Annotated in this window: 11 protein-coding genes; 4 read left to right on the plus strand and 7 right to left on the minus strand. The window is 52.7% G+C overall.

Features of this window, described 5'->3' with window-relative positions; translation table 11 throughout:
- Positions 1-88: 88 nt before the first annotated feature.
- Positions 89-2,914 (plus strand): valine--tRNA ligase, encoded by a 2,826-nt coding sequence (locus GALF_RS12595; protein WP_013294446.1) that lies wholly within the window; start codon positions 89-91, stop codon positions 2,912-2,914.
- A 476-nt stretch (positions 2,915-3,390) separates the two neighbouring features.
- Complete coding sequence (locus tag GALF_RS12600) at positions 3,391-6,093, plus strand: sensor domain-containing protein (protein ID WP_013294447.1); 2,703 nt, start codon at positions 3,391-3,393, stop codon at positions 6,091-6,093.
- A 125-nt stretch (positions 6,094-6,218) separates the two neighbouring features.
- Here GALF_RS12600 and GALF_RS12605 read toward each other — a convergent pair whose 3' ends face one another.
- Together GALF_RS12605 and GALF_RS12610 are read right to left on the minus strand one after the other, a co-directional pair.
- Positions 6,219-6,449, minus strand: coding sequence for a sulfurtransferase TusA family protein (locus tag GALF_RS12605; RefSeq protein ID WP_013294448.1), 231 nt, complete (start codon positions 6,447-6,449; stop codon positions 6,219-6,221).
- Positions 6,446-6,769: a rhodanese-like domain-containing protein gene (locus GALF_RS12610; protein WP_041938086.1), complete on the minus strand. Its 324-nt coding sequence runs from the start codon at positions 6,767-6,769 to the stop codon at positions 6,446-6,448. The genes GALF_RS12605 and GALF_RS12610 overlap by 4 nt, the downstream gene beginning before the upstream one ends.
- 166 nt (positions 6,770-6,935) lie before the next feature.
- On the opposite strand from GALF_RS12610, the gene GALF_RS12615 reads away from it, so the two are divergent.
- Positions 6,936-8,369, plus strand: coding sequence for a M48 family metalloprotease (locus GALF_RS12615; protein ID WP_013294450.1), 1,434 nt, complete (start codon positions 6,936-6,938; stop codon positions 8,367-8,369).
- Between the two features lie 24 nt (positions 8,370-8,393).
- Here the strand turns inward: GALF_RS12615 and GALF_RS12620 are convergent, their stop codons facing one another.
- From GALF_RS12620 to GALF_RS12635, 4 genes are read right to left on the minus strand one after another with little or no spacing between them, the layout of a single operon-like run.
- Positions 8,394-9,164, minus strand: a complete 771-nt coding sequence (locus GALF_RS12620; RefSeq protein ID WP_013294451.1) for a YkgJ family cysteine cluster protein — start codon at positions 9,162-9,164, stop codon at positions 8,394-8,396.
- 6 nt (positions 9,165-9,170) lie between these two features.
- Positions 9,171-9,644 (minus strand): YchJ family protein, encoded by a 474-nt coding sequence (locus GALF_RS12625; protein ID WP_013294452.1) that lies wholly within the window; start codon positions 9,642-9,644, stop codon positions 9,171-9,173.
- Between the two features lie 43 nt (positions 9,645-9,687).
- Positions 9,688-10,449, minus strand: a complete 762-nt coding sequence (locus GALF_RS12630; protein ID WP_013294453.1) for a LytR/AlgR family response regulator transcription factor — start codon at positions 10,447-10,449, stop codon at positions 9,688-9,690.
- A complete protein-coding gene (locus GALF_RS12635) occupies positions 10,446-11,489 on the minus strand; it encodes a sensor histidine kinase (protein ID WP_013294454.1) in 1,044 nt (347 codons plus the stop codon). Before GALF_RS12635 ends, GALF_RS12630 begins: the two co-directional genes overlap by 4 nt.
- 45 nt (positions 11,490-11,534) lie before the next feature.
- Between GALF_RS12635 and argH the strand changes: the two genes are divergently transcribed.
- Positions 11,535-12,935: an argininosuccinate lyase gene (gene argH, locus GALF_RS12640; RefSeq protein ID WP_013294455.1), complete on the plus strand. Its 1,401-nt coding sequence runs from the start codon at positions 11,535-11,537 to the stop codon at positions 12,933-12,935.
- A gap of 147 nt (positions 12,936-13,082) precedes the next feature.
- On the opposite strand, the gene grxD is transcribed toward argH, so the two are convergent.
- On the minus strand, positions 13,083-13,412 hold the full coding sequence (gene grxD, locus GALF_RS12645) for a Grx4 family monothiol glutaredoxin (RefSeq protein WP_013294456.1): 330 nt from the start codon (positions 13,410-13,412) through the stop codon (positions 13,083-13,085).
- Between the last annotated feature and the right edge of the window lie 47 nt (positions 13,413-13,459).

The raw sequence follows: 13,459 nt of genomic DNA on the forward strand, positions 1-13,459 counted from the left end.
TTAGTCACCACTCACCACTTGCTACTACCTGTATAATTCTCCCCTTCATAAAAGCTGTAATCCAACTGTTCGCCATCAAGGTATTGCCATGGAATTGACCAAAAGTTTTGAACCCAAAGAAATCGAAGCGCGCTGGTATCCCAAATGGGAGGAATCAGGCTATTTCAACGCGGGCACCGATCCTGCCAAAACGGAATCCTTCTGCATCCAGCTGCCGCCGCCCAATGTGACCGGCACCCTGCACATGGGGCACGGTTTCAATCAGACCCTGATGGACACGTTGACCCGCTATCACCGTATGCGCGGCGACAACACCCTCTGGCAACCGGGTACCGATCACGCGGGTATCGCAACGCAAATCGTCGTCGAACGCCAGCTCGATGCGCAGGGCATTTCACGGCACGATCTAGGACGCGAAGCGTTCATCGAAAAAGTATGGGAATGGAAAAAATTCTCAGGCGACACCATCACGCGCCAGATGCGCCGTCTGGGCACCTCCCCTGACTGGCAGCGCGAGCGCTTCACGATGGATGAAGGACTGTCTCAATCGGTCACCGAAACGTTCGTGCGCCTGTTCAACGAAGGCCTGATCTATCGCGGAAAACGTCTGGTGAACTGGGATCCGAAGCTGCACACCGCCGTATCGGATCTGGAAGTCGTACAGGAAGAGGAAGACGGCTTCATGTACCACATCCGTTACCCGCTGGCAGAAGTGGACACCCTGCACGGGCTGACCCATCTGACGGTCGCCACCACCCGCCCCGAAACGCTGCTGGGCGACGTCGCGGTGATGATCCATCCGGAAGATGAACGTTATCAGCATCTGATTGGCAAAATGGTGCGCCTGCCGCTGTGCGACCGGCTGATTCCGGTCATTGCGGACGATTATGTGGACCGTGAATTCGGTACCGGTTGCGTGAAAGTCACGCCGGCGCACGACTTTAACGACTATGCGGTAGGACTACGCCACAAACTCGCACCGATCTGCATCCTGACGCTGGATGCCAAAATCAACGACGAGGCACCACTGGCCTATCGCGGCCTCGACCGCTTCGACGCGCGTAAACTCATCTGCGCAGATTTGGAGGCGGCCGGCGTATTCGACAAGGCCGAAAAGCATAAACTCAAAGTACCTAGAGGCGATCGTACCGGCGTGGTGATTGAGCCTATGCTCACCGACCAGTGGTTCGTCGCGATGAGCAAGGCGGGCCCTGAAGGAAAAAGCATTACCGAACAGGCACTCGAATGCGTGTCCTCCGGCGAAATCAAATTTCATCCGGAAAACTGGGTGAACACTTACAACCAGTGGCTCAACAACATTCAGGACTGGTGCATCTCGCGCCAATTGTGGTGGGGACATCAGATTCCGGCATGGTACGGCGTCAACGGCGAGGTGTTCGTCGCCCGCACTGAAGCCGAGGCGCGCCATCTGGCCGATAAAGCCGGCTATGCCGGCCAACTCGACCGCGACAACGATGTGCTGGATACCTGGTTCTCCTCCGCACTTTGGCCGTTCTCGACGCTGGACTGGAAAGAGGGCCAGCCATTCGACGCCCAGAACGAATTCGTCAAGCGCTACCTGCCGTCCACCGTGCTGGTCACCGGCTTCGACATCATCTTCTTCTGGGTCGCGCGCATGGTGATGATGACAAAACACATCACCGGCCGCATCCCGTTCAAGGACGTGTACGTGCACGGTCTGATCCGCGACTCGGAAGGACAGAAAATGTCCAAATCCAAGGGCAACGTGCTCGACCCGATCGACCTGATCGACGGCATTGCGCTGGAAGATCTGATCAAGAAACGTACCACCGGCCTGATGAACCCCAAGCAGGCGGAGCAAATCGAGAAACGCACCAAAAAGGAATTCCCGAATGGCATTCCGGCGTTCGGCACCGATGCGCTGCGTTTTACATTCGCATCGCTCGCCTCCCCGGGGCGCGACATCAAATTCGACATGCAGCGCTGCGAAGGCTATCGCAACTTCTGCAACAAGCTGTGGAATGCCACGCGCTTCGTGCTGATGAATTGCGAAGGGCATGACGTCGGACTGGACGAGTCATTGCCGCTTGAATATTCCGCAGCGGATCAGTGGATGATCAGTCTCCTGCAACAGGCAGAAGCCGAAATGGCACAGCATTTTGCCGCTTACCGTTTTGACATGGCCGCCCGCTGCGTGTACGAGCTGGTATGGAATACCTACTGCGACTGGTATGTGGAACTGGCGAAGGTGCAACTTCAGGATCGAGGATTAAGGATCGAGGATGCAGAAGCTCAGCAACGCGCAACACGCCGGAATCTGGTGCGTGTGCTCGAAACCATCCTGCGTATGGCGCACCCGATTATCCCGTTCATCACCGAAGAGTTGTGGCAATCCGTCGCGCCTATGGCGGGGATGAGTGGTGAGAGCATCATGCTGCAAGCCTATCCTAAAGCGGATTTAACCAGGATAGACAACGATGCCATCGCCCGGATCACGCTGTTGCAGGAAATGGTCAATGCCTGCCGACGCTTGCGCAGCGAGATGAACTTATCTCCTGCCGCCCGCGTCCCGCTGATCGCCACAGGAGATGCCGCCACGCTCGCCGTGCTGGCCCCTTACATCTGTAGCTTGGGAAAACTCAGCGAAGTACAGGTCGCGGCGGAACTGCCTGAAGGCGATGCGGCCGTTGCCATCGTCGGCAGCTACAAACTGATGCTTAAAGTCGAGATCGACGTGGCAGCAGAGCGCGAGCGACTGGACAAGGAAATCGCCCGATTGACGAATGAAGTTGCTAAAACGGAAGCAAAGCTTGGCAATCCTAGCTTTGTGGATCGCGCGCCTGCTGCCGTTGTTGAGCAGGAGAAAAAGCGCATGAGTGACTTTGGCGCGACACTGGTGCAACTGCAAGCACAACGCGCCAAGCTGGGTTAACTTAAAACGGGCGGCGAATCAATTCGCCGCCCGCCCGTCAAGAACAAGTTGATATTGACCCAAACGTAAAATTAACGGCATGAAACCAGACCGTTGTTATATGTCAAAAGTGCCAGAAGCTGACTGTCACGGGGGGCTTGAAAGTCTGGTGACTGGAGTGCAGCGGCCTCAGGCGTGTAGAATGCTTCTCAGGCAATAGTCGGCTAGGCGCAGACCGTTGCATCCACCTATCAATTTTCCAAAAGATTGAGCGACCTAACTTTATCACAGAGATAGCATTACAATAAGTTATGCAGATTCTACCGCACGAGTAACTACGATTTCCTTGGGTGAGCCTAGGCTGCTCATCAGGTTCTTATCTTGTAATATGGACCGCGTTAATTCATTTTTCTCCAAAGAAATGCTGCGAGTTAAATATATTCGTCGGCTTGTTAAGATTTAAGCGTATTTTATACGGGTAGTCATAGGGAATGATAATGAAGAAGGAATCGCGTTTGGCATTACGCCTCGCACTTATCTACGCTGCATTCGGACTGCTCTGGATATCTCTGAGCGATAGGTTTCTTGCTTCGGTCATAACCGATTCCGCATCTCTCACCAAATTTCAGACCTACAAAGGATTCTGCTATGTAGTTATCACCTCTGCTCTGGTTTATTTTCTAGCGAAACAGACAATGAAACAGAATTTTTTGACTGAAGAAAAGCTTCACGATAGTGAAGAGCGCTGGAAATTCGCCTTGGAAGGTGCAGGCGATGGTGTATGGGATTGGAATCCGCAAACTGACGAAGCATTTTTTTCCAAGCGCTGGAATGAAATAATCGGCTATACCGAGCATGAATTTCCAGCCACAGGATCCGCTTGGGTAGCGCATTTGCATCCGGATGATAAGGATCGCGTTTTATCTGTCATCCAGGGATATTTGACCGACAGTCGAGAGATCTATGATGTCGAGTACCGTATACGCTGCAAAGATGGCTCATGGAAATGGATTTTGGCCAGAGGGATGCTGGTAAGTCGCGATGTATACGGAAAACCACTACGAATGATTGGCACTCACTCTGATATTACCCAGCGCAAAGTGGATGAGGAACTGGTTCTTAAAAATCTGGAAAAATGGAAAAAACTCTTCGATATTCTGCCGATTGGAGTTTCGATTGTTAACTCAAAAAATGGTATTGTGGATTTCAATCCATCGTTAGAAGCCATCTTGGGCATATCTAAAGAGGGCCTATTGCAAGGCGATTACGATAACTGGGAGTATTTGCGCACGGATAACACCCATATGGACGCCGATGAGTTTCCCAGTCTGCGGGCGATAAAAGAACAACGTGTTGTCAAGGATGTTGTCATCGGTGTAAAAAAAGAATCTGGAGATATTATCTGGACGAGCGTGAGTGCCGCCCCCCTGTCATATGATTCAAATAGTTGCGTTACAGTCACTACTGATATTACCAAACGCAAACAATTTGAGTCGGAGCTCCGTGTCTCAGCCACGGCTTTTGAAACGCAAGAGGGCATACTCATCACCGATGAGAATAACGTAATGCTTCGTACGAACGCCGCATTTACAGCCATTACCGGCTATACAAACAAAGAGGCAATTGGTCAAAACCCGCGCCTCCTTAGTTCGGGACGTCAGAATGCCAGCTTCTATTCGGCAATGTGGAAGGCCATTAACACTACCGGTGTTTGGGAAGGGGAAATTTGGAACAGGCGCAAGAATGGTGAAATTTACCCGGAGCATCTCACTGTGACTGCAGTAAAAGACCGAAATGGCATGGTTACGAATTATGTTGGGGTGCTGTCCGATTTGACCCAACGCAAGGCTGCCGAAGAAAAAATCGAGAATCTTGCGTTCTTTGATCCGCTCACAAAGTTGCCTAATCGTAGATTGCTTCTCGATCGATTAAAGCAAGCGATGGCGTCGGCAACGCGTAGCGTCACAAATGGTGCCGTGCTGTTCATTGATCTGGACAATTTCAAGGCCCTCAACGATACCTATGGTCACCCCATGGGCGACTTGCTGTTGCAGCAGGTCGCAAAACGACTCGTATCGAGCGTGCGCGATGGCGATACGGTTTCCCGATTTGGCGGTGATGAGTTTGTGGTGTTGCTTGAAGGTTTTGATGAAAATCCACTCGATGCGGCGAGCCAGGCTGAAACAGTGGGCGAGCAAATCTTTGCTGCTCTGCGTCAACCTTATCTGATTGGCACCCACGAATATCATGGCACTAGCAGCATTGGTGCCACCTTGTTTAACGACAAGCAACAGTCGATTGATGAGCTGATGAAGCAAGCTGACATCGCCATGTATCAAGCCAAGAAAGAGGGGCGCAACGTACTACGATTTTTCGATCCGCAGATGCAGGAAACCATCGCGAAGCGTACCGCTCTCGAAGGCGACTTGCGCAAAGCCATCGAGAACCATCAGTTTCAGTTGCACTACCAGATTCAGGTAGATGAATCTCGCCATCCTTTTGGCGCAGAGGCTTTAATTCGCTGGTTCCATCCCGAGCATGGCATGGTGTCGCCGGACCAGTTTATTCCGCTCGCGGAAGAGTCTGATTTGATTCTGCCCATCGGATATTGGGTTTTGGAGACGGCTTGCGCCAGAATACAGCGATGGCAACATGATGCCAAAACAAGCGGTTTCGTTTTGTCAGTGAACGTCAGTGCCAAACAATTTCGTCAGACTGATTTTGTGAATCAGGTGCAATCTCTCATACAACAGTATGAAATCAACCCTAGCCTGCTCAAGCTGGAGCTGACCGAAAGCATGTTGCTGGATAATATCGAAGACACGATTGCAACCATGAGCGCCTTGAAAGAACTTGGTGTCAAGTTTTCATTGGATGACTTTGGGACTGGATATTCTTCATTGCAATATCTCAAACGTTTGCCGCTCGATCAACTCAAAATCGATCAGTCGTTTGTTCGTGATATTGCTGTAGATGCAAGCGATAGAGCAATTGTACGCACCATCATTGCCATGGCTCATAGCCTTGATCTGGATGTCATTGCCGAAGGGGTAGAGACGGAAGAACAGCAGAAACATCTCAGCAGTAAAGGATGTAAGAATTTTCAAGGGTATCTGTTTGGCAAGCCAGTACCAATTGAACAATTTGAGACATCCCTTAGAAAATCTTTATTTCAACCTGCTGACTCCTGTCACGAATAGTAAGTCACGGGAAGTTATTTTTGATGATCGTCTGTCACATTTTAGTTATCAACAGGTATTAAAGCTCCGCGAGCCAAATGGCGATTTTAGCCCGGTTCAAAAGGTTACTGTAGGTCACTAACCGCTTAACGGCGACGAATATAGAAAGTATATTCGCCGTCCTTTTCTTCCGAGCTCAGTAACTCGTTTCCGGTTTGCCGGCAGAACACTTCAAAATCTTTCGGCGTCTCCTTGTCGGTCGCGAGTATCCTCAACACTTGCCCGCTGCTCATCGCGGACAGCGATTTTTTTGTGCGCAATATCGGCAGTGGACAGACTAACCGGCGTGCGTCCAATTCGACATCAAACATCGTCATGCGAGGGGCTGACCTGCATGCGCCCATGCGGTGATGCCGCCTTGCAGGTTATATACATCGGCAAACCCATTACCAACAGCGAACGCCGCCGCCTGTGCAGAACGCCCGCCCATCTGACAATAAAACACCGTGGTCGCCGACTTATCGAGCTCGCTCATACGCAAGGGCAACAAGTGCAGGGGCAGCACATCGCCCTGAGGAATTTTGCCGCGTGCCACTTCGGCATCCGTGCGCACATCGATCAGTTTCACCCCGCCCTGCTGCAACATCGACACCAACTCGGCAACGGTTATATTTTTAAAATCAGCCACGTCTATCATCCTTAGATACATTTATGCGGGCGCGAATTTTGCGCAATTTTTGCAGTAAAGTCCAGCAATAGCCGTAACAACCCGTGAGCTGGGAACGAGACCGGAGAAAAATCACTTCCCTCGCATTTCACTCAATCTCCGATCCACACTCCGCTATCCTGATAAGATACCGGCTATGAAAAAACTGACGCTCATTTTCTTGTTATGTTTCCCGCTCGGCGCCATCGCTGACGGCCTGCCCGAATTGGGGGACATCTCGCAAACCGTGCTCAATCCGATTCAGGAACGTCAGATCGGCCAGCAGAGCATGATGCAGATTCGCGCCAGCAAACAATATCTGAACGATGCGGAAATCAGCGATTATCTCAATCAGTTAGGCTATAAACTCGTTCAGTTCAGCAGTGAACCCTCACTCGCGTTTGAATTTTTTGCACTAAACGATTACAGCGTGAATGCCTTCGCTATGCCAGGTGGATTTATCGGCGTCAACGCAGGATTGCTACTCACTACACAAAGTGAATCTGAGCTGGCTTCGGTACTGGGCCATGAGATAGCCCACGTGACCCAGCACCATCTGGCGCGCATGCTGGCTGCGCAACAGGGCGACTCGCTCGCCTCGATGGCCGCCATTGCCGTTGCAATTCTTGCCGCGCGCAACAACAGCCAGGCCTCGCAAGCCGCGATTGCCGGTATGCAGGCGCGCGCCGTACAAAAGCAACTCGACTTTACCCGTATTCACGAACAGGAAGCGGATCGTGTCGGTTTTGAAATCTTGCAAAAGGCCGATTTCAATACCCACGCCATGCCGGAGTTTCTCGAGCGACTGCAACGCGCGAACCGTCTGCTCGAAGGGAATGCACCCAACTATCTGCGCACCCATCCGGTTACCAGCGACCGGATAGCCGACATCGAAAACCGGGTGAACAAACAGCCTTATCGCTTAATGCCTGATAGTCTCGACTTTCATCTGGTGCGTACCAAACTCATCGGCGCACAAAAAACACACGCCGATGCGCTCACCTACTTTGAAGATGCACTGACCACACACAAGCGCGGCAACCTGATTGCGCAACGATACGGCCTGATCAGCGCGCTACTACGGGCAGGCGAAACGGAGCGCGCAAGCGAAGAGTTAACCACCTTACAGGCTCAGGTCAAAAAAACACCGGCAGCGCAAAATAACGCGATGCTCGAAACGCTCACAGGTCAGGTAAAACGCGCAACGAAATCGCCCGATACGCTGAATTTTTATCGTATGGCGGCACAAAGATTTCCTCAGCATCGCGCACTGATTTACGACTATGCCGAGTTGCTGCTGCAAAGCGAGCAGCCGGAAATCGCGGCTAAATTGCTGATTGAACAAATCGCACGCCACCCCAGTGATACCACGCTCTACAATTTGCAGGCGCGCAGCTACCATCAAATGAATCTGCCTTTTGAACAGCATCAGGCACTGGCCTACAGCTACGCCTGGCAGGGCAACATCATGGGTGCAATCGAGCAACTGGAACTGGCAAAACAGGTGGGAGGCAGTTTTTATCAGCTCTCAACCATCGAAACCGACTTGCGCGAACTGCATGAGATGATGGATGCGAGAGTCAAAAAATAACCCGCCGGAAATGCTGACTCGCGCCTACTCCGCACGGGCCACAGCGCGCTTTGCCAGATAGTCCATCTCTTTAGCCCATCCCGCGTAGTGCTTATGATAGTCGGCAAGCTCAGGCACCCCCTTAGTCTTCTCTGCAAATTCCAGAAAAACCGGTAGTTGCTGTGCCGCAATACTTCTGGAATCCAAATGCTTGATGGCGGTTAAAAACGATGACAGACTAGTTAGCAGCGTCCCATCCGGCGTCGACGCCAGTGCATTGAGGCTGTCGATCATCCACGGCGAATACTTGAACATATAATCGGCATATTGCCGCATGATATCGCTTTGAGACAGCAACGCACGGCGCTCCAGCTCAAAATCCTGACAGGCAAGAATTTTTCCATCACGATAAACCGCCTGTGCCGCAGGCGTAATATCGCAAAGCCAGTCTTTGCGCGGCACCAGCATGGCGCGCTGATCCGACTCTTCCCGGTACGGATAAAAAGGCATCGTTTTACAGCGACTGGGCTTATTCTCATGAATCCGGCATAAGCCCTCGGCGCTCAGTTCAGGACAAGGAAGTGCGCTTGGGATATAGGCAGTCGGCATAATCACGACTGCCATGCGCTTACCTGACTTTAAGGTGACGCCCAACTGCTTCGCCAGAGCATGGTTTCGCGTGCCGGGCGGCACGACCGACCAGATGAACGCCAAAGGAAAACGCCCTGCGTGCAACAAGGCATCCTCCAGCGTGAGTGGCAGCCAGCCAAAACAGCACTTCCCGCACGAGGTACAGCTAAATCTGGATTCCATCATGGGTGATCATGCACCGCAGCACTTTTTGTATTTTTTGCCTGACCCGCAGGGACACGGGTCATTACGACCGATTTTAACCACCTGACGCGGTGGCGGTTTCGCGCCCACCTGACCGCTGACATACAACCAGCGCCCCTGCTCGCGGCGAAAACTCGCCCGCTCATACTGACCGAACTCCTGGCCATCGCGGCGAAAGCGGATCGAAAACTCAACGATGCCCGCATCCTCCGTCTCGCTGGATGACAAAACCTCCAGCCCCAACCATTCAACATCGGAGGCCGTGCGCTCGGCTTCGGCACGGTTAAAATCATCGCCGATCTCCGGCGCATGGGTGCGCTCGACATGGTCGAGTTCACCCAGCACAAACGCCGAATAGCGCGAACGCATCAGCGACTCGGCCGTCGGCGCATTCACGCCTGCAATAATCGGCCCGCAGCACGATTCCAAATTCAGACCACTACCACAAGGACACACCCGCATTGCACGATTCCTTTATATTTTGATCATCCGCCAGTTTAAAAAATCAGCCGAAGTCTTTAACGATATGCTGCTGGCGGCGACTGATAGGCAGCGCTTCCGGCAATCCTTTGAGCTTTACTAACCAGCCGCTGCCCTCCCCCTCATCGCCGCCGCGCTCAAATCCCTCTATCGCATCCCGGGCCACCAGACAGTTGCGATGGATGCGCACAAAGCGTGTGATAAATTCCTTCTCGAGCGCCGTCAGCGACTCCTCAATCAAATACTCGCGCTCACCGGTGCGCACCGTGATGTACTTTAACTCGGCACGCAAAAAAAGCACTTGTTCGATAGCGATCAGATGAATCTTACCCCGCTCGTGGATCGCCAGATGACGACGCGGCTCGGGCAGCAAATCGCGCAACACCTCCAGTTGAACCGGCACAGCGGCGCGCGCGCGACTGAGGGCATCAAACAATCGCCCCAGCCGTATCGGTTTGAGCAGGTAGTCGATCGCGTGTAATTCAAAGGCCTTGATCGCATAGGCATCATAGGCGGTGGTAAAAATCACGACAGGCGACCGGGGTAATTTTTGCAGGTGTTGTGCAAGTTCAATCCCATCCATCTGCGGCATGCGAATATCGAGCAGTACAACATCCGCCGGCTCTACCATCAATTTATCCAGTGCCTCCTGACCGTTGCCCGCCTCACCCGTGATTTCCAGTGCCAGCTGCTCGTTACAATCACTGAGTAATTCACGCAACCGGTTACGCGCAGGCGGCTCGTCATCGACAATAAATATGCGCAATGCCCGCGCGATCGTACTCATAACATCTCTTTCAAATAGGGCAAGTTAATCTCCACCCGATAGGTATTGTTGCTGCTAAGCACCTGATAACTGGCCTCAGCGTCAAACAGCAACGCCAGCCGCTCCCGTATATTTTGCAGTGCAATCTTGTTTCCCTCATGACTGCGCACCGCATTACTTTCCGGACAAGGATTATCGATCCGTATCTGCAGTGACGCACCACTTCGTTGCAGCATAATATGAATACAGCCGCCATCAATCAAGGGCTCGATACCGTGATACACCGCATTTTCCAGCAAAGGCTGTAACAAAAATGCCGGAATCAGCGTGTCATCAGGCAGATCTTTGATGATCCACTCCACGCGCAGCCGCCCTTCCATGCGCAACTGTTCGAGCGCGATATATTGCCGGCACAATTGAATCTCGTTGCCCAGCGACACCAGATCCTGTTCATCTGACATGGCCATGCGAAACAAATCCGCCATGTCTTCCAGCGCGGTTTCAGCCCGGCGCGGCTGCGTGCGCAAGATCCCCAGCACCGCATTGATGGTGTTGTATAAAAAATGCGGGCGTATGCGTGCCCGTAAAACCTGCAAGCGCCCGTCATCCAGTGCGCGCGACAACCACTGAGCGCGCAGACGAAAATAGGCCAGCAACAAATTGCATAGAATGAGGCTCGTCAACAGACAGCGTATCAGCTCAAAACCTCTGTCCGTGCCAAAATCCGGACGATACAGCTCGCCGCCAAAAACATAGATGCCGGTGGATATCAGACCCACAGCGATATTGACACTCAACACCCCCCGCCAGTAAGCAAGCTTCTTGAGCCACGCGCACCCGACCCACAACAACAATAAACTGGCGAGCATAACAGGCGTGAGTAAACTCTCGATTTGCATGAACTGCAAGGCCATAGCAGACCATCCATTGGCCTGAAAAAGTGCGCCAATTAGCGCCATCCCGTTGCCCAGCAACAGGATACGCAGGGTCACACCGAGGTTGCGAAAGTCGGGCAACGCGTCGAGGCGGTAATTTTGTTTTATACTGCGCGCCTTATTCATGGCGAAGCGTCTCTTTCTGCCTTAACTAGCATCTGGATTTTAACAATGGCAAGCATACAAGATAATGACACCTGGTCGGGGCGTTTTTCAGAACCTGTCGCAGAATTGGTCAAACGTTACACCGCTTCGGTCGATTTTGACCGTAAACTGGCGCTATTCGACATCAGGGGATCGCTGGCGCATGCGCAGATGCTCGCCGCGCGCGCCATCATCAGCGATGCGGATCTTGCCGACATCCGGCGCGGTCTGACGACCATCGAAGCCGAAATCCTAAGCGGAGAATTTATCTGGTCGCTGGATCTGGAAGACGTCCATCTGAATATCGAAAAGCGTCTGACCACACTGGTCGGAGATGCCGGCAAGCGACTGCATACGGGACGTTCGCGCAATGATCAGGTCGCGACCGATGTGCGGCTTTATTTGCGCAGCGCGATTGACGATTTGCTGATACTGATCCGCGCACTACAAAGCGCATTCCTCGATCTGGCAGAAAATCATACCGACACCATCATGCCCGGCTTCACCCATTTGCAAGTCGCCCAGCCGATCAGCTTCGCGCACCACCTGATGGCGTATTACGAGATGCTAAAACGGGATGCCGAGCGATTGCAGGATGCAAGGCGCCGCGTCAACCGCCTGCCGTTGGGTGCTGCCGCCTTAGCCGGCACCAGCTACCCCATCGACCGCGAGATGGTCGCAGGCCTGCTGGACTTTGACGGCGTGTGCGAAAACTCGCTCGACGCGGTCTCGGACCGTGATTTTGCCATCGAATTCACCGCCTGCGCCGCCCTCATCATGACGCATCTGTCGCGCTGCTCGGAGGAATTGATCCTGTGGATGAGCCCGATGGTCGGCTTCATCGATATCGCCGATCGTTTCTGCACGGGTTCCTCCATCATGCCGCAGAAGAAAAATCCCGACGTACCGGAACTGGTGCGCGGCAAAACCGGTCGCGTGAATGGTCATCTGGTAGCGCTCTTAACCCTGATGAAGGGGCAACCTCTGGCTTATAACAAAGACAATCAGGAAGACAAAGAACCCCTGTTTGACACCGTGGATACGCTAAGCCAAACGTTGCGCATCTATGCCGACATGATTACCGGCATCAAAGTCAAACCGGAAGCCATGCGCCGTGCCGCACTGCAAGGCTATGCCACCGCAACCGATCTTGCCGACTATCTGGTCAAAAAGGGGCTGCCTTTCCGTGATGCACACGAAGCGGTTGCGCTCGCCGTCCGTTTCGCCGAACAGCGCGGCGTTGATTTGAGCGATATCAGCTTAGCAGAACTGAAATCCTTTTCGGTGCTGATCGAGGATGACATCTATCAGGTGCTGTCTCTCGAAGGCTCGCTCGCCAGCCGCAACCACATCGGCGGCACAGCCCCTAATCAGGTGAAAGCGGCCATTGCACGGGCACGCCTGTTTCTCGCTCAACAACCTGATTGAGCAAAAAAACGGGCGATCATCAGATCGCCCTAAAGGAGGAGAGTTTGAGAAATCAGACTGTTACCAGCTACAATCCTCATCACCCGGCGCAACTATATGCGCACTCCATTTTTTTTGATATAGGCCAAATAGCCTAGTCTCAACAGACTAGGCAGCGGTCGCCAGCTCACCCAGCAGCTGTTTGAGCTCACCGCTCTGATACATCTCAGTCATGATGTCCGAGCCGCCGACGAATTCCCCTCTGATGTAACACTGGGGCAATGTCGGCCAGCTCGCATATTCAACTAGACCTGGCACCATCTCAGGATCTTCAAATACATTGACCGCCAAAAATTCTTTCACACCCAGCAAATTCAGAATCCGCACCACATTGGCAGAAAAACCGCACTGAGGGAATTTTGCCGAGCCTTTAATGAACAACACGACGGCATGTTCGGTAACGAGCTGGTGGATGCGCTGCTGAATGTCTTGAGTCATGATTATTACCTTAATTTAATAGTCTGGTATATTACCGAACAACCGTC

Source organism: Gallionella capsiferriformans ES-2 (assembly GCF_000145255.1).
Taxonomy (GTDB): Bacteria; Pseudomonadota; Gammaproteobacteria; order Burkholderiales; family Gallionellaceae; genus Gallionella; species Gallionella capsiferriformans.